Genomic DNA, 20153 nt, shown 5'->3' with positions numbered 1-20153 from the left:
AAGTTGAGCTTGCCGGCGTACTCCGGCGCTCCCCGTCACGAACGGGGCATTTTTTAGTGCAGACACTGTCTGCACAACCGTTCTGCTCAACCGTTCTGCTCAACTGTTCTACCGGCCCGGCAAAGGGAACTGAGTCTGTTACTACCGGAGTCTGTGCGTCCGTTCCTACGGGCCGATAGCGGATATTACGTAAAGTTGATTTGCCCGCAGAGATGCTAAACGTCTCCGTCTTGAAGCCGACAGACGAATCGTTGTTTCCCTTAGACCTCCGCCACCGGAGCCGCGAACTGCGCGGCGTACAGCGCCGCATAGGCCCCGCCGGCGGCCAGCAGCTGAGCATGCGTCCCCTGTTCCACGATCTGCCCGGATTCCATCACCAGGATGAGGTCGGCGTCGCGGATGGTGGAGAGCCGGTGCGCGATCACGAAGCTCGTCCGGTCCGAGCGCAGGGCACTCATTGCCTTCTGCACCAGCACCTCGGTGCGGGTGTCCACCGAGCTCGTGGCCTCGTCCAGGATCAGCACGGACGGCCGGGCCAGGAACGCCCGGGCGATCGTGAGCAGCTGCTTCTCGCCCGCCGAGACATTGCCGCCCTCGTCCTCCAGCACCGTATCGTAGCCCTCGGGCAGGGACCGGACGAACCGGTCCACGTACGTCGCCCGGGCCGCCTCCAGAATGTCCGCTTCGGAAGCAGAAGGCCGGCCGTAGGCGATGTTGTCCCGGATGGTCCCGCCGAACAGCCAGGTGTCCTGCAGCACCATGCCCATCCGCGAGCGCAGCTCGTTGCGGGTCATCGCGGTGACGTCCGCGCCGTCGAGCGTGATCCGCCCGGCGTCGAGCTCGTAGAAGCGCATCATCAGGTTCACCAGGGTGGTCTTGCCCGCGCCGGTGTGCCCCACAATGGCGACCGTCTGGCCAGGCTCGGCCACGAGATTCAGCGAAGTGATCAGCGGCTTGTCCGGGGAGTAGGAGAAGGAGACGTCCTCGAACACCAGCCTGCCCGGGCCCCCGTCGGGCGCCACTGAAGGGACAGGATCGGGCCCCTGTTCCTCGGTGTCCAGGAGCTCAAACACCCGCTCGGCCGAGGCCACGCCGGACTGCAGCAGGTTGGCCATGGAGCCCAGCTGGGCCAGCGGCTGGGTGAACTGCCGGGAGTACTGGATGAACGCCTGCACGTCGCCCAGCTGCATCGCCCCGGAGGCCACCTGCAGGCCGCCCACCACGGCGATCCCCACGTAGACCAGGTTCCCGATAAACGTCATGGCCGGCATGATCAGGCCGGAAATGAACTGCGCGCCGAAGCTCGCCTGGTACAGCTCCACGTTCTTCTGCCGGAACCGCTCCTCCACCTCGCGCTGCCGGCCGAAGACCTTCACCAGCGCGTGCCCGGTGTACGTCTCCTCGATCTGCCCGTTGAGTTCGCCGGTGTGCTTCCACTGCGCCACGAACAGTTTCTGCGACCGTTTGGCGATCATCGCCGTCGTCACCAAGGTCAGCGGAATCGTCACCAGCGCAATCAGCGCCAGCGTGGGCGAGAGCAGGAGCATCATCACCAGCACGCCCACCACGGTCAGCAGTGAGGTCACGGCCTGGCTGATGGACTGCTGCAGGCTCTGGGAGACGTTGTCGACGTCGTTGGTCACCCGGCTGAGCACCTCGCCGCGCTGCACGGAATCGAAGTAGCGCAGCGGCAGCGCGTTGATCTTCGCCTCGATCCGTTCGCGCAGCCGGAAGACCGTGCGCTGCACGACGCCGTTGAGGATGTACGCCTGAAGCCAGCCGAACGCCGAGGCCAGCACGTACAGGGCAACCGCCCACAGCAGCACCGTGGCCAGCGCGGTGAAGTCGATCCCGGTGCCGGGTGTGAGCGTCATGGCGCTGAGCATGTCCGCCTGCTGGGTCTGCCCCGCCGCGCGCAGCTGGGCGATCACCTGGGCCTGGGTCTCACCGGGCGGCAGCTGCTTGGACACGACGCCGGCGAAGATCAGGTTGGTGCCCTCGCCCAGGAGCCGGGGCCCGATCACCGAGAACGTCACGCTCACGACGGCGAGGAACAGTACCAGCGTCAGCCACAGCCGCTCGGGGCGCAGCTCCCCCAGCAGCCGCCGGGCGGAGGCGCCGAAGTTCATGGCCTTCTCCGCCGGGATGTTCATCCCGGCAAACGGTCCGCCGCGGCCGGGTCCGCCCGCGGGGCGGGGGATCCGCAGCGGCGTCTGCGCGGCCGCAGGCGCCCCGGAAGCCCCCGAAGCCCCGGCAGCGGAGGCGGGGGCCGGCGTCGGCGCCTTGTCCGTGCGGCTCATGCTGCCTCCTCCGCCGCGAGCTGGGAGTTCACAATCTCCTGGTACGTCCCGGACGTCTCGAGCAGCTCCGCGTGCGTGCCGTGGGCGACGATCCTACCGCGGTCCAGCACCAAGATCTGGTCCGCGTCCACAATGCTGGAGACCCGCTGGGCGATGATCACCATGGTGGCCCCGGCGGTGTGCTGCTTGAGCGCCAGCCGCAGCCGGGCGTCCGTGGCGGTGTCCAGCGAGGAGAAGGAGTCGTCAAAGATGTAGAGCTCGGGCCGTTTCACCAGGGCCCGGGCGATCGCGAGCCGCTGCCGTTGGCCGCCGGAGACGTTGGTGCCGCCCTGGGAGATCGGCGCGTCCAGGCCGCCCTCCAGTTCCTCCACGAAGTCCTGCGCCTGCGCGATGCTCAGGGCCCGCCAGATCTCGTCCTCGGTGGCGTCCGGTTTGCCGTAGAGAAGATTGCTGCGAACCGTGCCGGAGAACAGGAAGGGCTTCTGCGGGACCAGCCCGATGTGCCCCCACAGCAGGTCCGGATGGAGTTCGCGGACGTCAACGCCGTCGATCCGCACCGAGCCAGAGGTCGCGTCGAACAGCCGCGGCATCAGGTTCACCAGGGTGGTCTTGCCGGAACCGGTGGCCCCGATGATCGCCGTCGTCTGCCCCGCCCGGGCGGTGAAACTCACGTCCGAGAGCACCGACTGCTCGGCCCCCGGGTAGGCGAACCCGACGTCGCGCATTTCCAGCTCGCCCCGGGCCGCCCGCCCGGCAGCACGCGAAACGGGATGCAGCGGCGGCCGGACGCTGGATTCGGTCCCGAGCACCTCGCTGATCCGGTCCGCGGAGACGGAAGCGCGCGGGATCATGATCGCCATGAATGTGGCCATCATGACGGACATCAGGATCTGCATGAGGTAGCTCAGGAACGCGATCATGGTGCCCACCTGCATGGACCCGTCCTCGATCCGGAACGCGCCGAACCAGATCACGGCCGCGCTGGAGACGTTGAGCACCAGCATCACTGTGGGGAACGCGAGCGCCATGAGCCGGCCGGCGCGCAGCGCGCTGTCCGTGACGTCCTCGTTGGCGCGGGCAAAGCGCGCGGTCTCCACATCCTCCCGGACGAAGGCCCGCACCACGCGGATGCCGGTCAGCTGTTCGCGCAGCACCCGGTTGACGGTGTCGATCCGGCCCTGCATGAGTTTGAACAGCGGCACCATCCGGATAATGATCGAGCCCACCCCGATCAGGAGCACCGGCACGCTGACCGCGATCAGCCACGACAGCTGCACGTCCTGCCGGATGGCCATGATCACCCCGCCGATGCAGAGCATGGGCGCCGTGACCATCAGCGTGGCGGACATCAGCACCAGCTGCTGGACCTGCTGTACATCGTTCGTGGAGCGGGTGATCAGGCTGGGCGGACCGAACCTGGTGACTTCCTGCTCGGAAAACTCGGCCACCTGGGTGAAGATGGACCCGCGCACGTCCCGGCCCAGCGCCATTGCGGCCTTCGCGCCGAAGTAGACGGCGGCGATGGTGCAGGCGACCTGCAGCAAGGTGACCATGAGCATCATGCCGCCAATGCGCAGGATGTAGTCGGTGTCCCCGCGCGCGACGCCCTGATCGATGATGTCGGCATTCAGGGTGGGCAGGTACAGCGAGGCAATGGACGCCGCCAGTTGGAAGACGACGACGGCGAGCAGCAGCCGGCGCTGGGGCCGCAGGTATTCGACGAGCAGTTTCCAGAGCATCCGGTCTCCACTTCGCTGTGTTAGTTCCCGCTGCACGCGGTGATTCGAACGTCAGTTTACGTCCGCATCCCGGGAATGGACTGGGTTCCTCTCAGGGCGAATCCGCTGTGTCTGCGCCGGCGGGCGTTGCCAAAGTCGTCAAATAGGCACAGCTCGTGTTCCATCCTGGCGGAAGATGGCAACATGGGGACATGAACCCTGCTCACGGTGTTTCCGGCTTTTTCCGGCGTCCCGTGCCCATTAAGCCGAAGGCCGGTCAAGAATCGGTGTGGGACTACCCGCGGCCGCCAAGGGTGGAGCCGCGATCGGAACGGGTCATCGTGCGGCTTGGCGGGCAGGTCATTGCCGACACCACCGATTCAGTGCGCGTCCTGGAGACGAGTCATCCGCCTGTTTACTACTTGCCATTGGACTCATTCCTTGCCGGCGCGCTCGTCCCGGTCGATGGCACCAGCTTCTGCGAGTTCAAGGGTGAAGCGCGCTACTTCGACGTCGTTGCCGGCGGCGTCGTCGTTCCCCGTGCCGGGTGGACTTACCCGGAACCCACCCGGGGTTTCGAGGCGCTCAGTACCCGGGTGGCCCTCTACCCCGGTCACATGGACGCCTGCGAGGTCGACGGCGAGCAGGTGACCCCCCAGGGTGGTGACTTTTACGGCGGTTGGATCACCACGAAGATTGTCGGTCCTTTCAAGGGCGGCCCGGGCACTGCCGGGTGGTGAGAACAGATTTTGCGTTCCTGCAGGACTTGTCCCGATTTGGGGCTGGCGCTAAAGTCCACGGGCCGGGTGTAGCTTGGCCTGATGCTGACTATTGGCTCGATCGTGATCCGGGTGGACAACCTGGAACGCCAGATGGGTTTCTGGCAGGCCGCCCTGGGCTACGAGCCGCGGTGCGCGCCCGACGGCGACTTTGTCATCCTGCAGTCGCCAGGCGGTAAAGGCACGTGCATCTCCCTGGACCGCGTCCCCGCGGCCGTCCAGATCCCCCCGCGCCTGCATCTGGACCTGTACACGGACCAGCAGGACGCCGAAGTCCAGCGGCTCCTGGCCCTGGGCGCCACACGGGTGGAATGGAACAAGCGGCCGGCGGACGCTGACTACGTGATCCTGGCCGATCCGGAGGGTAACAGGTTCTGCGTGGTGGACACCGCCGGGACGGGCAATTCGCCCGCTCCCGCGTAGGCCCCTCACCGGCCGCCTCATCCGCCAGCGCCCTCGTGGCCGCCCGGCGCCTAGCCGCGCAAACTTCAGCCGCCCAGCACCACGTTGGCTGGGCCCTCGCCGGCCAGCATGAGATCGATCTGGCGCTGCAGCAGCCGGCCCATCCGGGGGCGCATCGCCGAGCTCGCGCCCCCCACGTGCGGGCTGATGATGACACCCGGCGTCCGCCACAGAGGGTGGTCCTGGGGCAGGGGCTCGGGATCGGTGACGTCCAGGGCGGCACGGATCCGTCCGGAGGTGGTGTGCCGGACCAGTGCATCAGTGTCCGCCACCGGGCCGCGGGCCACGTTCACCACCAGGGCGCCGTCCGGCATTGCCGAGAGGAAGGCGTCATCAATCAGGTGCCGGGTGGAGTCGCTGAGCGGAACCCCCACCACCACGATGTCGTGCACGGGCAGCAGCGCCGGGAGTTCCGCGATGCCGTGGATCCGGCCACGCTCGTCCGTGCGTTCCCGGCTGGCCACCCTGGTCACGCTGGTCTCGAACGGAAGGAGTCGGCCCTCGATCGCCTTGCCCACCCCGCCGTAGCCAACAATCAGGACGCGGCGGTCGGCCAGGCTGGCGGTGGGCCTGGCGTCCCAGCGGCCTTCCTGCTGGTTCTGGATGAGGCGGGGCAACTCCCGCTGGCTGGCGAGGATCAGGGCGAGCGCCAGCTCCGCGGTGGAGGTCTCGTGCACTCCCGACGCGTTGGCGAAGACCCGGCCGGCCGGCAGGAACTCCGCCACGCCGTCGTAGCCGATCGACTGGCTCTGCACCAGGGCCGTCTCCACGGATTCCAGGCCCTGCAGGACCTGCGGGCCATCCATGTAGGGCGGCACCACGATGTCGATCCGCGGCAGGGGCGGCTCACCGGTGAGGTCCCACTCCAGGATGGTGACGTCCGGGTGCGGCTGAAGGTATTCGCGCAACGAGGCGTCCGGCAGGCTGACAGTAATTTTCCGGCTCATAAGTGCCAGCGTAGTGGACCCGGCAGCGGGATTTTGCCCGACTTTGGCCGCTCCCCGCGCGCTGCGTGGACTTCGCCCCCGGCCGCGCCTAACGTCGGAGGCAGCTACCCAGGCGAGTCCGGAAGGCCCACGCACATGACGAAACCGGGCCCCCGGCCGGCCGCTCCCACCCACCGCAGGAACACTGTTCTGGTCTGGGCCGTCGCCGTGCTGGTGCTGGCCGCCGTCGTGATTCTCGGCGCCATCCGCACCGTCCCGCCAACGGCCAGTGATTTCCTTACCAAAGACTTCCTGACCAGTGACTTCCTGACGGCCTCCCAGCAGACGGCGCCGAGCCCGGCCGCGGCCGCCGCGGCGCCCCCGCCAGCCGCCGTCGACCTCGCCGCCGGGATCAAGCGGATCCTCGGCGACCACCCCGATCACAGGATCGGCGTCGCCGTGATGGACACCCGCGACGGCCAGCTGCAGAGCTACGGCGACGTGGCACCGTACACGGCGGCGAGCACCGCGAAGGTCCTGACCGCCGCCGCGTACTACCATCTGGTGGAAACCGGCGATAAGTCCCTCGACGCTCCCCTGGGCGCGTTCAACGCCGCGTTCCAGCTCAAGGCCATGATCAACGCCAGCAACAACGACGCGTGGCTGCTGCTGATGCAAGATATCGGCTACCCCAATCTCACCGCCTACGCCGCCACCCTCGGCATCACCTACGACCCCGAGAAAAACCTCATCGCGCCGCCGGACATGGCGCGGCTCCTGACGCAGCTCGCCACGGGCAAACTGCTCAACGCCGATCACACCGCGGAGCTGCTGGGCTACATGCAGCACACCAATGACGAGAACCTCATCCCGGCGGCGCTCGCCCCTGGCATAACGGTGCACCACAAGTACGGCGTGGTGCTGGGCTACGTCCACGACGCAGCGCTGCTCAGCGCCGGGGACCGCTCCTACGCGGTGGTCATCTACACGTGGGGCCCGAACGACGCCGACAGCGCGGCCCGCCTGGACCTCATCCACGACCTGACTCACCAGGTCACGGGTGCCCTGTTCGGGCAGTAACGGGCACTAACACGGCAGTAATAAAGTGCACCTGCGCGGGAGCTGTTAACAGTCTGAAAATCACCCGACCAAAGGTAGCGCACGCTCCATTACAGGGGCAGGATGAAAGAAGCGGGAATAGTCTCAGCCGCAACTGCCCGATGGAATCCCACAATGCTGGGCCGCCCTCTGGAGGAGCACAGATGTCCATTCCTTCTGAATCGCGTACCTGCCGTCCCGCCGAAACCGGGACCCTCGCTCCCCCACGGCCCGCCGCGCCGCCCTGACCGGAACGCGCCGCCCAAACCGCGGGCCCCGCACCCTTGGGGCCCGGAACCGCCCGCACTCCGGGCAGATCGAGGCTGCTGGGGCCTCGGATTCCTCCCGACTCGTGAGCAGGAGACGCCGCAGTATTGGGACAAGCCAGGATCCCGTTGTACGGCCCGCACCGACGCGCGGCCCAGAGGGAACTCCCGGACCCGGGCTTTTCCAGGGAGTCACCTTGATCCGCATCCTCATTGCAGAAGACGAAGAACGCATCTCCCGGTTCATCGAAAAGGGCCTGCGCGCGGCAGGCTACGCGCCCACCGTGGTGGCCGACGGCGTCACGGCCGTGGACTACGCCTCCAGCGGCGAATTCGATCTCCTGCTCCTCGACATCGGGCTCCCCCGCCTGGACGGTTATGCCGTCCTGGCGGCGCTGCGCCGCGGCCAGGTGGGCATCCCGGTCATCTTCCTCACGGCCCGCGGGTCATCCACCGACACCGTCGCCGCGCTGGAGGGCGGCGCCGACGACTACATCGTCAAGCCGTTCCACTTCGATGAACTCGTGGCCCGGATCAAGGCCCGCATCCGCAAGGGGGACACCGGCGATGTGCTGGCGGGAAGCGTCATGCGCTACGGGCCCCTGGAACTGAACCTGCTCACCCGCACGGTCAGCGTGGACGGCCGGATGGTGGAGCTCTCCGCCCGCGAATTCGCCTTGGTGGAAATGTTCCTCCTCCACCCCGGCCAGGTCCTGAGCCGCCAGCAGCTGCTCAGCCACGTCTGGGGCTACGACTTCGACGGCACCTCCAACGTTGTGGACGTGTACGTGCGCCAGTTGCGGATGAAACTCGGCGCCGACCGCATCCTCACCACCCGGGGCGCCGGGTACCGACTCAGCTAGGCAAACTCTGAGCCACACGGAGAAACGCTGCAAGGCCAGCCGATCGTCACACGAAGGGAACAGAGTGGCCACCTTGGATGAACGTCCCAGCGGGGACGCCCAGGCCGGGCCGACGGCTGCCTCTCCTGAGTCGGAATTCCAGGACCCGTCCGGCTGGGGTGCGAAGTTCCACTCGGTGCGTTTCCGGGTGGTGGCGGCCATGCTGGGCATGATGCTCGCCGGGCTCGTCACCGCGGGGTTGGTCACGTTCGTGGTCCAGTTCCAGGAGTCCGATGCCAGGCTCGACCAGGCGCTTCAGGACAGGGCCAACGCCGTGGTGAAGCTCGTCCAGACTAAGAAGAAAACGTCCGGGGACTACGCCAACAGGACGTACATCAGTGCCCTTCACGAGGCCGCGGAAGATATCGAGCCGCGCAACAACGAGGTCATGGCCGGGATCGTGGACGGGCGCGTGGCGTGGACCGTTGAGGGCAACGGGGACAACGCCCTCCTGAAGAACACTTTGTTCGCCGACGCCGCCGAGCTCAGGAATCCGGCCGGCGCGTCCTTCGGCGAGCTGAATTCGGACGGCCGCCCGCTCCGGACTGTGGTGTTGCCCATGAGGGGCGTCACCGGGACGTTCCTCTTGGTCGGTCGGGACGCGGGCGACCAGCGCGCACACAATGCCAGCACGGTCCAGACGTATTCGCTGGTGGCCCTCGGCATGCTCTCAGCGGCCGCGCTGATCGGCGGCATCGTCGCCGGGCGGCTGCTCGATCCACTCCGCCGTATGCGCGAGACTTCCAGGGCGGTGGGCCCGGAGGACCTCACGCAGCGGGTGGAGGTGCGCAAGGGCGAGGACGACGTCACCCTACTGGCCAAGACCTTCAACACCATGCTGGAAAGGCTGGATGAGGGCGCCCAGCAGCAGCAGCAGTTCCTGGACGACGCCGGCCATGAGCTGCGGACCCCGCTGACCATTCTCCGCGGGCACCTCGAACTCTTGACCGTGGATGATCCGGACGATGTCATTGCAACGCGTGACGTGCTGCTGGACGAGGTGGACCGGATGCAGCGACTGGTGGACGACCTCCTGCTCCTCGCCAACTCCGGGGACCCCGGCTTCATCCGGCGGGAACCCGTCCGGATCCCGGAGTTCCTGGACCAGGTCATGGATAAAGTGCACGTCCTGGCCGACCGCCACTGGCAGATCGATGAGAGAGCCGACTACACGGTGGAGGCGGATCCGCAGCGACTCACCCAGGCCCTGGTCCAGCTCGCTGCCAATGCCGTCAAGTACACCGGACCGTCCTCCACAATCGCGCTCGGATCCCGGATTGAGCACCCGACGGCGGACGACGGCACCTCGCTACCCCCGCTGGACACCCTCCTGCTGTGGGTGCGCGATGACGGGATCGGCATCGCCGCCGAGGACCAGCAACGAATCTTCGAACGGTTCGGCCGGGCGCACACGGGCCGCGGCGGGGAGGGCTCGGGGCTGGGCCTGGCCATCGTCTCGGCAATCGCCCAGGCCCACGGCGGCGTGGCCACAGTGGAGTCCGAATACGGCCACGGGGCCACATTCCTGATCCGGATCCCCCTGCAGTCCGCCAGCATCCGCGTCTGAACTGGCCGCGTCTGACTAACCCCCGCACCTAACCGGGCGCCTACCTTAGCGCGGGCGCCGATGCGAGGCCTTCGCTGAGAAATCCTTAATCTTCTCCTCATCCCACCCTCACTCTTGGGGGGCAGGCTGGTACCTATCATCGGAGAGCGCCGGCACCGGGGACAGTTGCGATCGCAGTCAGGCCCGGGGCACCAGGGGGCGGGGGAGGATTTGCTGTGGAGCCACTGCGGATAGTTCTGTACTCGCATGATTCAGTGGGCCTGGGGCATGTGCGTCGGAATCTGGCACTGGCCCACGCGCTGAACAACCAGCTTCCCGGCTTGATCGGCCGCCCCGTCACCGGAATCCTCATCACCGGCACGGCCTTGGCCCCGGCGTTCCGGTTGCCCGAGGGCTGGGACTGGGTGTTGCTTCCCGGCGTGGCGAAGGGGTCCGGGGGCTACCTGCCCCGGAACCTGGCGTTGCCCATGCACGAACTCGTGCCGCTGCGGGCCAGGCTGCTGCAGGCAACGCTGGCCGGGTTCTCCCCCCATCTGGTGGTGGTGGACCGGCACGCCACGGGCGTTCATGGCGAACTCGAAATAGCCTTGCGGCGCGCACGCACCGCCGGGCCCGTGCGCGTGGTGCTGGGCCTCCGCGAGGTCCTTGACTCGCCCGCCGCGGCCCTCAGCGAATGGGCCAAGGTGGGCGGGCCCCGCGTGGTCAAGGCCCTCTTCGATGCCATCTGGGTCTACGGCGATCCCGCAGTCCACGATCCCGTGGCCTCCGGCGAAATACCGTTCGCTCTCCGAAAGCTCATCCGGTACACGGGCTACCTCGCCGATGGCCGCCCTTCGGTTTCCGGCACCAGCTGCATGCCCGGCCGGTACTGCATGACGACGGTCGGCGGGGGCTCGGACGGGTATGCCCTGGCCCGCGTCGCCGTCGCCACTCCGGTCCCGGACGGGCTGGGACACCTTGTGGTCGCCGGACCCCAAATGCCCGCCGAGCAACTGAACGACCTCCGGCAGCAGGCACGCCCCAACGTCAAAGTGGTGCCCGTAGTGGATGACATAGTGTTCCACATCCGGCACGCCGGCGCCGTCGTGGCCATGGGCGGCTACAACACGGTGTGCGAGATCATGAGCACCCCCGTCCCGGCGCTGATCGTCCCCCGCACGCAGTCGCGCGCCGAGCAGCGGATCCGGGCCGCGTCCCTGGCCGCGGCCGGCTACCTGGAGCAGCACGACATTGGCACGCTGACCCCCGAGGGCCTGGCCGGCTGGCTGGCCGCCCGCCTCGGCACCACCGTGGACCGCCGTCGAGCGGTGCTGGACGGCCTGATCCGGGTCCCGCAGCTGGCCGCCGAGCTGCTGCAGCCGCTGGAAAATTCCGATCAGGCCAACTCCGATCTGGTCAATTCCGATCTGGTCAGCGCAGATCTGGCCAATTCCGATCTGGTCAGTGCAGATCTGGCCAATTCCGATCTGATCAACGCAGATGAGTTCCGGGCGGACGAAAGCGTTGCCGCAGCCCGTTCGAAGGGCGGTGCGAGCCGTGTCGCCGTCTGAACCGGGGACCGCCTACGTCCTCAAGATGTATCCGCGATTCTCCGAAACGTTCATCGTTGCGGAAATCCTGGCCCGCGAGGCGGCGGGGGACCGGATCGAGATCTTCTCGCTGCTGCCCACCAACGACGCCCGGTTCCACCCCGAGCTCGCCCGGGTCCAGGCACCGGTGACCTACATTGACCGCCCCATCAAGACGGTGGCGCTGTGGGAGGCCCTCCAGTTGGCCGACGAAGCCGGGCTCACGGCCGCCATTGGCCGGAATTTCGCCGAACTCGCCGCCGTCACGGCGGACGAAGCCGTCCAGGCCATCAACCTGGCCACCGCCTTGCAGGGCCGGAACATCCGGCACATGCACGTCCACTTCGCCTCGGGCGCCACGACGGTCGCCCGGCTGGCGTCCTTCATTGCCGGCATCCCCTTCTCGTTTACGGCCCACGCGGTGGATATCTTCCATGAATCGGTCCGCGACGACGATCTGCGGCTCAAGCTCGAGCAGGCCCACCACGCCGTGACCATCAGCCAGTACAACATCCGCTACCTGCGCCGCCGCTTCCCGGGCTCGACGTCCCGGCTCCACCTGGTGCGCAACGGCCTGGAGCTGGAGCGCTTCCCTTACCGGGAGCCCCACCCGCTCGGACCTACCCTGAGGGTCGCCGCCATCGGTCGCCTGGTGGAGAAGAAGGGCTTCCAGCATCTGTTGCCCGCGGCCGCGGAACTGCTGGACCAGGGGGTCAAAATGGACCTCCGGATCGCCGGGACCGGGATCATGGCCGAGGAGCTGGAGGCCAGCATCGATCAGCTCCGGCTCGGCGGATACGTCCGCCTCCTTGGCCCCCAGACCCAGGACCAGGTCCACGAACTGCTCAACTCCGCCGATATCTTCGTGGCGCCCTGCGTTGTCGGCGCCGACGGCAACGCGGACGGCATGCCCACGGTCCTGCTTGAGGCCATGGCCACCGGCGTGCCCTGCGTCAGCACGTCCGTCACCGGGATCCCCGAGGTGGTCCGGAACGGCTCCACCGGGATCCTGGTCCGGCCGGGTAACCCGCACGCCCTGGCCCGCGGCATCCGCACGCTCGTCTCCCCCGTCACAGACCGGCTTGCCATATCCCGCAATGCCCGCGCCGTGATCGAGGAGGACTACGACGTCCACCGCCAGGCCGAGCTCCTGAGGTCCCTCTCGCGTTCAGAAAGGAGAGTCGCATGACACGCGTGGCATACGTGTGCGCCGATCCCGGCGTGCCTGTTTTCGGCACCAAGGGTTCCTCGGTGCATGTCCAGGAAATCGTCCGGGCGTGGCGCGGGACCGGCGCTGCCGTCACGGTTTACTGCACCCGGCTCGGCACCGAGCGGCCCAGCGATCTTGCCGATCTCGACGTCGTCGAAGTCAGGCCGGAATCCGTCCCGGCCCCCGCCCGGGAACGGGCGGTCCAGGACGCGGCGCTGGGTCTGGCCGACGAGGTCCTGCGCAACGGCTGCGGGCTGTTCTACGAGCGCTATTCGCTGTTCAGCCCCGCGCTGTCCGTGGTGGCCCGCATCCTGGACGTGCCGTCGGTACTCGAGGTCAATGCCCCGCTCATCGAGGAGCAGCAACGGTACCGTCAGTTGCTGGATGTGAAGAAGGCTGAGACGGTGTTCCGCCGCAACGCCGCAACGGCCGACGTCGTCGCTTGCGTCTCGGATCCCGTGGTGCGCTGGGTGCGGGCGCGGGTGCCGACGGCCAGGACTGTGCTGGCACAGAACGGCGTGAACGTCGAGCGGATCCCTGGCCGCCGCCCCGGCCGCCGGAATCCGGACCACCTCACGGTCGGGTTTGTCGGAACCTTGAAGCCGTGGCACGGAGTCCCCGCCCTGCTGCACGGCGTGGCCCTGGCCAACCAGCAGACCCTTGACCCGGGCCTGCGCTGGCAGGTCCAGGTGGTGGGTGACGGCCCCGGGCGGGAGGATCTCGAACGCCTCGCCGAGTCCCTCGGCGTGCCAACGGTGTTCGCCGGCGCCGTTCCGCCGGCTGCCGTGCCCGGACTCCTGGCAGAATTCGACGCCGCCGCCGCCCCCTATCCCCCGGACGCCCCCGGCCAGGACGATTACTTCTCGCCGCTGAAGGTCTTTGAGTACATGGCGGCCGCGCTGCCCGTGATCGCGAGCGCCGTGGGCCAGATCCCGTCCATCATCGAGGACGGCCGCACCGGGATCCTCGTCCCGCCCGGGGATCCGGCCGCCCTCGCCGATGCCCTCATCCGGCTTGGCGAAGACCCGACCCTGCGGGAAAGGCTCGGGCTCGAGGCCCGCAGCGAAGCCGTGCAGAGATTCAGCTGGAGCGGTGTGCTGTCCCGGATCACCGGGGCCCTGCCGCCTGCCCGCAGACTGGCACGGCAATGACCACCGCTGCCAGGCATGTGCACCCCCGTGGCCGGTGGACACTGTGGCGCAAGACCCGCGCCGACGCACCCGCGGAACCCACGCCGATGTTGCGGACGTTGCGGTGCATCCGCCCGCATCTGCGCGGGCACAGGCTGCTCATCACCTGGGGATTCATTGCCATGGCCGTGGAAATCCTCTTCCGGCTTCTGGAGCCGTGGCCGGTGAAGATCGTCCTCGACTCCGTCTCGCACTCCCTCGGCGCCAATCTGCGCAAGTCCCCGCTCAGCGTGGAAGCAAGCACCGAAGTGCTGCTCCTCTGCGCCGGCGCGGTGATTGTCATCAGCCTGGTCCGAGCCGTGGCAAGCTACGTGTCCGCGATTGCGTTTGCCCTCGTGGGCACCCGCATATCCTCCGAATTGCGCGCCCGCACCTTCCGCCACCTCCAGGGCCTGTCGATGCGCCACCACAGCCGCGCCTCCACCGGCGACACGGTCCAGCGGCTCGTCGGAGACGTGTCCCGGCTGCAGGACGCGGCCGTTACTGCGGGGCTCCCTCTCCTCGGCAATTTCGTGTCCCTGGTCGCAATGATGATCATCATGCTCTGGCTCGATCCCTTCATCGCCCTGGTGACGTTCCTGTCCATCGGAATATTTGTCTTGTTGTCCCGCAAGAGCTCCGGATCGATTACTACCGCGGCCCGCACGTCACGCAAGGGCGAAAGCGCGCTGGCCACCACCGCAGCACAGACCCTGGGAGCAATGCGTGAAGTCCAGGCGTATGGACTCGAAGACACCCTCAGCTCGGGCTTCCGCAAGAGCAATCAGGCAGCACTTGGCTCAGGGGTGGCCACCCTGCGGCTCTCTGCCAGCCTGCAACGGAAAACCGACGTCCTGACGGGACTTGCGACGGCTGTGGTCCTGGCTGCCGGCGGATGGAGGGTGATGCAGCATGCGATGACACCCGGAGATTTGGTCGTTTTCCTGTTCTACCTGAAGACCGGACTGCGGCCGCTCAAGGATGTGGCCAGGTACACGAGCCGCATCGCCCGCGCCACGGCCTCCGGGGAACGGGTGGCGGACCTGCTCGAGGCCCAGAGTGACGTGCCCGAGGCACCGCACGCCGTCGCCCTCAAGAGCCCGCACCCGGACATCGTGTTCGACCATGTATGGGCCGGCCACTTCGAAGAAACCGCCGTGCTCAGGGGGATCACGCTGACCATACCAGCGGGTCAACACTGTGCCCTGCTGGGGCCCTCCGGGGCCGGGAAGTCCACGCTGGCAAGCATGATCCTTCGGATGGTGGACCCCTGGGAGGGGAGTGTCAGCCTCGGGGGGCAGGACCTGCGGGCCCTGACGATCGCTTCCGTGCGCGCCCATGTCTCGATCCTGCTCCAAGACTCCGTGCTGTTCGGAACCTCGGTCCGGGAGAACATCAGGTTCGGCCGCCTCGATGCCACCGATGAGGAGATTGAAGCCGTGGCTGCCCTTGCCCAGGCCGACGGTTTCATCCGTGCACTGCCCGAGGGCTACGAATCGGTCCTCGGCGAGGCGGCCAACGATCTTTCCGGGGGCCAGCGTCAACGGCTGGCCGTCGCCCGCGCCATGCTCCGCAAAGCGCCCATCGTGATCCTGGACGAGGCGACGGCCGGGCTCGATCCGGCATCTCGGGATTCGGTCCTCGACGCCCTGGACACACTCACCGAGGGCCGGACCTCCATCACGATTACCCACGACGTCAACTCGGCCCAATCGTGCGACCGGGTGATCTGGCTCGAAGACGGCGAAATCCTCGAAGACGGGCCCCCACAGTCATTGCTGGCCGATCCGGACTCCCGCTTCGCCGGCTGGGTCCATCGGCAGCAGACCGCAGAACCGGGTGAACTGTTCAAGGTGCCGAAATGAGCACCGCCCCGCAGGAACAATGGCTGAAGGGATCACGGCTGCAGGGATCATGGCTGCAGGCGGCAGAGCAATTCCTGGACCCGGCGTACTGGCATGTCCGCCGAGCCTTGGAGTTGATCGCATGAGCTGGCGCTCGCCGGTGCCGCGGTCCGCCGTCGACTCTTCCGGGCAAACCTGGCAGATCCACCGGGCGTGGCCGGACAGCACGGTGGGCGACTACGTCCTGGAGGTCGTTGCGGCGGGGCAGGCCGGCGTCCGGGGAGGCGTGTTGCGTGCCGGAGCGTTCGAGCTGTTGCCCGAGGACGATCCGGCGCTGCCGTCCCTGCGGGCGGAGGCCCGGCACGGGGAACTGGTGTCCTACCGGCCGCACATGCGCGCCGTCATCCGGGCCGCGGCCGGCTACATCAAGGTCTTCCTGCCGGGCGGTGCGATGGTGCCAGCCGAACGCTGCGCGCAAACCGAACTTCTCCTGGACCCCGGGACCTTCACGGCGCCCAGGGTGCTGCGGAACTCTCCGGACGTCATCGTCTTCAGCGCCGTTCCCGGCCGGACGCTCGGGGATTTGGCCGACGACCCCACGGGTCTCAGCGATGCAGGGTTCGACCGGCTCTGGGAGCAATGGCAGCTCGCCTGGACCGCCCACGTGGGCAGCTCCGCCGGGCTCGCAGCCCTGGGCGCCCTGCCCGTCCATTCCCCGGAGGTGGAGGTCGCGGATCTGCGGCGGTGGGTGAAGCGGTGGCTGCGGCACTACAGTGGCATCCCGGAAGCTGCAGCGCACGGAACCGCTCTGAGTGCCCGGGCCGACCAAGTGGCGCAGAACCTGCTCCGGACGGCACCGGATCCACTGGTCTGGGCGCACGGCGACCTCCATGACAAGCAGATCCTGGCCGCCGGAGGCTCCGCGCCGCTGGGCCTGCTGGACTTCGACGACACCGCCCAGGCCGAGGCCGCCCTGGATCTGGCCAACATGGACGTTCATCTGGAACTGCATGCCCGCCACCCCCGCACGTCGCTGGACCGGTACATGGCGGCCCACACCCGGATCCTGGCCGCCGCGGAAGAGCTCCACGTCAGCCCGGACCGGTTCCATGCTTATTCCGACGGCGCCTGGCTGCGACTGGCCTGCTCCCCCCTGCCGACGCGCTCGAGGATGGCCCTGGCTGTGCTCGACGAACGTGCCGCGGACAGGCCGCTCGCGTCCGGCTACGAGTCCGGCTTCGTGTCCAGCTTCGCGAGCGAGGCGAGGGAAACCGGGGGCCGCTGACATGGGCAGGCACCCGCCCGTACCGGCGGCCGTAGGCCGCCCTGGCGGAGAAGTTCCGCATTCCGGATGGTGAACAGGCCCTAGCGGCGGGGGTGGTCCCGGCCGCTAGAGTGGGGCCCACGTACTGACTGCACTGCACATTGAACGCCCAACATCGACCGCCCAAGATCGAACCACACCGAACCACACCACCAAACCGAACCGCACTCACCCGGGAGGACCGCTGGCATGGCTTACATCAAGGTTGGAACCGAAAACAGCACAGACGTCGAGCTCTACTACGAGGACCACGGGTCCGGTCAGGCCGTGGTCCTGATCCACGGCTACCCGCTGGACGGCTCGTCCTGGGAGAAGCAGACCACGGCCCTGCTGGGCGCCGGCTACCGCGTCATCACCTACGACCGCCGCGGCTTCGGCAAGTCCAGCAAACCCACCGACGGCTACGACTACGACACGTTCGCGGCGGACCTGAACACGCTCCTGAGCGACCTGGACCTGACCGACGTCGTGCTGGTGGGCTTCTCGATGGGCACCGGCGAGGTGGGCCGGTACCTCGGCACCTACGGCTCTGCCCGGGTGTCCAAGGCCGTGTTCCTGGCCTCCCTTGAGCCCTACCTCCTGCAGACCGAGGACAACCCCGCCGGCGTCCCGCAGTCGGTCTTCGACGGGCTGCTGGAGGCCGTGACCGCGGACCGGTACGCCTTCTTCACGGAATTCTTCAAGAACTTCTACAACAGCGAGACGTACCTCGGCACGCCCCGGCTCAGTCAGGAGGTGATGAACGCCGGCTGGAACCTCGCCACCAGCGGCGGGCCCACGGCGTCGGTGGCAGCCCAGCCTACCTGGCTCACGGACTTCCGTGCCGACATCCCCAAGATCGATGTCCCGTCCTTGATCGTGCACGGCACGGCAGACAACATCCTGCCGATCGACGTCGCGGGCCGCCAGTTCGCCAAGGCGCTGCCCAGTGCCGAGTACGTGGAGATCGACGGTGCCCCGCACTGCATGATCTGGACCCACGCGGCGGAGGTCAACGAGGTTCTGCTGCGGTTCCTGGCGAGCTAGCCGGGGCCGTAGCCGATCCCGGCCCGCCGGTTGACACCCGCCACCCGGTACTGTTCAATCTTTTGCATATGCTGAAATAACAGTTCCACGATACGAATATTCTCTTCGTATAGCCCTACGCCGTGGATGCCAGCATTGACACAAAGGATCTGGCACATGCTGTTGGAAGACTTTAACGCTGCCGGACGCGCGGAGGCTGCGGCCGCCCTGCGTCCCTGCCTGGACATTGGGCGGTGGATACAGGAGATCGTCGATTCCCGGCCCTTCGGCAGCACCGGCAGCCTCCTCGAAGCCGCCGGCCGCGCTGCGGAACCCTTCACCGATGCGGAAGTGGAGGCCGCCCTGGCCCACCATCCCCGCATCGGCGAACGGGCAGCAGGAAACAGCGCGGAGGCCCGCCTCTCCCAGTCGGAGCAGGCAACTCTCGGCGCCCCGGATCCGGCCGTCGCCGCTGCCATCGCCGAGGGAAACCGGAACTATGAAGAAAAATTCGGCCAGGTTTTCCTTATCCGCGCGGCCGGCCGCAGCCGGGAGGAGATCCTAGCCGCCCTCAACACCCGGCTCGCCCACACTCCCGACGAGGAACAAGTGGTCATCGGCCAGCAGCTGCGCGAAATCGCGGTACTCCGACTCGAAGGACTGATCGGCGCATGAGCACCTCCCACATCACTACGCACGTCCTGGACACCGGCTCCGGCAAGCCCGCCGCGGGCCTCGCCGTCACATTGGACGTGCTCGACGCCGGCCGCTGGGTCAGGATCGCGGCCGGGGCCACGGATGACGACGGGCGCGCCAAATCACTTGGCCCCGACCGTCTGGACTCCGGCACGTACCGGCTGGGCTTCGACACCGGAGCCTATTACGCCGCCGCCGGGACCGAGACCTTCTTCCCCGAGGTCACCCTGACATTCGCTGTGTCCGAAGCGCAGGCCCATTACCACGTCCCGCTGCTGCTCAGCCCCTTCGCCTACTCCACCTACCGGGGCAGCTAAAGCCGCAGCCGTTAGGTCTGCAGCCAGGCTCCAACCCCAAAAAGCAACGCGGGGTCAGATACGGCCCATCTCGGGCGCCTTAATGGGCCGTATCTGACCCCGCGTTGGTTGTGTCGCCCGATTGTGACTGCAGGGCCGTCTTGACGCGCGGATCGCCGCCTAGATAATCTCGAAATGCAAAAAAGTTTTCTCACAGAATGAAAACTTGAGCCAACTATTCAACGATGAAAAGAGGTTGGACGTGGCTGCAGGAGAAGATACCTCCCATATCCTCAGCGGGTTGACAAACCAGCTGCCTGATCGTGATCCGGAAGAGACCGCCGAATGGCTGGAGTCCCTGGATACCCTGATTCAGGAACAGGGCACCGAACGTGCCCAGTACATCATGCGCAGCCTGCTTCAGCGGGCCGGGGCGCAGAGCGTGGGTGTTCCGATGGTCACCACCACGGACTACGTCAACACCATCCCGGTGGACCAGGAAGCGGAGTTCCCCGGGGACGAGGAGATCGAGCGCAAGTACCGGGCCTGGCTGCGCTGGAATGCCGCCGTCATGGTGCACCGGGCGCAGCGGGCCGATATCGGCGTCGGCGGGCACATCTCCACCTACGCCGGTGCCGCAACCCTGTACGAGGTCGGGTTCAACCACTTCTTCCGCGGCAAGGACCACCCCGGCGGCGGGGACCAGATCTTCTTCCAGGGCCACGCCTCCCCCGGCATGTACGCCCGCGCCTTCATGGAGGGCCGGCTGACCGAGGAGGACATGGACGGCTTCCGGCAGGAGAAGTCCAAGGAGGGCCACGCCCTGTCCTCCTACCCGCACCCGCGCCTGATGCCGGAGTTCTGGGAATTCCCCACGGTCTCGATGGGCATCGGCCCGATGAACGCGATCTACCAGGCGCAGTCCAACCGGTACCTGCACAACCGCGGCATCAAGGACACCTCGGACCAGCAGGTCTGGGCGTTCCTGGGCGACGGCGAAATGGACGAGCCCGAGTCCCGCGG

At 67.5% G+C, this 20153-nt stretch carries 17 protein-coding genes and 1 pseudogene; 15 read left to right on the top strand and 3 right to left on the bottom strand.

Features of this window, described 5'->3' with window-relative positions; genetic code table 11:
- Positions 1–260: 260 nt before the first annotated feature.
- Both AC1DEM_RS15725 and AC1DEM_RS15720 read right to left on the bottom strand, forming a co-directional pair.
- Positions 261–2300: an ABC transporter ATP-binding protein gene (locus AC1DEM_RS15725; protein ID WP_476885236.1), complete on the bottom strand. Its 2040-nt coding sequence runs from the start codon at positions 2298–2300 to the stop codon at positions 261–263.
- Positions 2297–4039, bottom strand: coding sequence for an ABC transporter ATP-binding protein (locus tag AC1DEM_RS15720; protein ID WP_476885235.1), 1743 nt, complete (start codon positions 4037–4039; stop codon positions 2297–2299). The genes AC1DEM_RS15725 and AC1DEM_RS15720 overlap by 4 nt, the downstream gene beginning before the upstream one ends.
- A 191-nt stretch (positions 4040–4230) precedes the next feature.
- Here AC1DEM_RS15720 and AC1DEM_RS15715 point away from each other — a divergent pair, with 191 nt between their 5' ends.
- Positions 4231–4758: a DUF427 domain-containing protein gene (locus AC1DEM_RS15715; protein ID WP_476885234.1), complete on the top strand. Its 528-nt coding sequence runs from the start codon at positions 4231–4233 to the stop codon at positions 4756–4758.
- Positions 4759–4839: 81 nt separating this feature from the next.
- A complete protein-coding gene (locus AC1DEM_RS15710; RefSeq protein WP_476885233.1) occupies positions 4840–5220 on the top strand; it encodes a VOC family protein in 381 nt (126 codons plus the stop codon).
- A gap of 65 nt (positions 5221–5285) precedes the next feature.
- Here the strand turns inward: AC1DEM_RS15710 and AC1DEM_RS15705 are convergent, their stop codons facing one another.
- Positions 5286–6206, bottom strand: coding sequence for a 2-hydroxyacid dehydrogenase (locus tag AC1DEM_RS15705; protein ID WP_476885232.1), 921 nt, complete (start codon positions 6204–6206; stop codon positions 5286–5288).
- Between the two features lie 135 nt (positions 6207–6341).
- Between AC1DEM_RS15705 and AC1DEM_RS15700 the strand changes: the two genes are divergently transcribed.
- From AC1DEM_RS15700 to AC1DEM_RS15640, 13 genes and pseudogenes are all read left to right on the top strand, one after another.
- Positions 6342–7265, top strand: coding sequence for a serine hydrolase (locus AC1DEM_RS15700; RefSeq protein WP_476885231.1), 924 nt, complete (start codon positions 6342–6344; stop codon positions 7263–7265).
- Positions 7266–7746: 481 nt separating this feature from the next.
- Entirely contained in the window at positions 7747–8412 is a 666-nt protein-coding gene (locus AC1DEM_RS15695; protein ID WP_476885230.1) for a response regulator transcription factor, read from the top strand.
- 64 nt (positions 8413–8476) lie between these two features.
- On the top strand, positions 8477–10018 hold the full coding sequence (locus tag AC1DEM_RS15690; RefSeq protein ID WP_476885229.1) for a sensor histidine kinase: 1542 nt from the start codon (positions 8477–8479) through the stop codon (positions 10016–10018).
- Between the two features lie 215 nt (positions 10019–10233).
- Positions 10234–11568 (top strand): glycosyltransferase, encoded by a 1335-nt coding sequence (locus tag AC1DEM_RS15685; protein ID WP_476885228.1) that lies wholly within the window; start codon positions 10234–10236, stop codon positions 11566–11568.
- Positions 11555–12775: a glycosyltransferase gene (locus tag AC1DEM_RS15680; protein WP_476885227.1), complete on the top strand. Its 1221-nt coding sequence runs from the start codon at positions 11555–11557 to the stop codon at positions 12773–12775. The genes AC1DEM_RS15685 and AC1DEM_RS15680 overlap by 14 nt, the downstream gene beginning before the upstream one ends.
- The gene (locus tag AC1DEM_RS15675) at positions 12772–13947 is read left to right on the top strand and encodes a glycosyltransferase family 4 protein (protein WP_476885226.1); all 1176 of its coding nucleotides are present in this window, start codon (positions 12772–12774) and stop codon (positions 13945–13947) included. The genes AC1DEM_RS15680 and AC1DEM_RS15675 overlap by 4 nt, the downstream gene beginning before the upstream one ends.
- Complete coding sequence (locus tag AC1DEM_RS15670) at positions 13944–15830, top strand: ABC transporter ATP-binding protein (protein WP_476885225.1); 1887 nt, start codon at positions 13944–13946, stop codon at positions 15828–15830. Before AC1DEM_RS15675 ends, AC1DEM_RS15670 begins: the two co-directional genes overlap by 4 nt.
- The gene (locus AC1DEM_RS15665; RefSeq protein ID WP_476885224.1) at positions 15827–15955 is read left to right on the top strand and encodes a hypothetical protein; all 129 of its coding nucleotides are present in this window, start codon (positions 15827–15829) and stop codon (positions 15953–15955) included. The genes AC1DEM_RS15670 and AC1DEM_RS15665 overlap by 4 nt, the downstream gene beginning before the upstream one ends.
- A complete protein-coding gene (locus AC1DEM_RS15660) occupies positions 15952–17094 on the top strand; it encodes a phosphotransferase (RefSeq protein ID WP_476885223.1) in 1143 nt (380 codons plus the stop codon). The genes AC1DEM_RS15665 and AC1DEM_RS15660 overlap by 4 nt, the downstream gene beginning before the upstream one ends.
- A gap of 228 nt (positions 17095–17322) precedes the next feature.
- Positions 17323–18159, top strand: coding sequence for an alpha/beta fold hydrolase (locus AC1DEM_RS15655; RefSeq protein WP_476885222.1), 837 nt, complete (start codon positions 17323–17325; stop codon positions 18157–18159).
- Positions 18160–18315: 156 nt separating this feature from the next.
- Complete coding sequence (gene uraD, locus AC1DEM_RS15650) at positions 18316–18813, top strand: 2-oxo-4-hydroxy-4-carboxy-5-ureidoimidazoline decarboxylase (RefSeq protein ID WP_476885221.1); 498 nt, start codon at positions 18316–18318, stop codon at positions 18811–18813.
- Entirely contained in the window at positions 18810–19151 is a 342-nt protein-coding gene (uraH, locus tag AC1DEM_RS15645) for a hydroxyisourate hydrolase (protein ID WP_476885220.1), read from the top strand. Before uraD ends, uraH begins: the two co-directional genes overlap by 4 nt.
- Before the next feature lie 241 nt (positions 19152–19392).
- A pseudogene (locus AC1DEM_RS15640) lies at positions 19393–20153 on the top strand (pyruvate dehydrogenase (acetyl-transferring), homodimeric type); the annotation flags it as partial.

It is taken from the genome of Arthrobacter sp. 05T420, assembly GCF_056396305.1.
The sequence above is the reverse complement of the archived record's forward strand: the minus strand, read 5'-3'. Positions and strand labels throughout refer to the sequence as shown.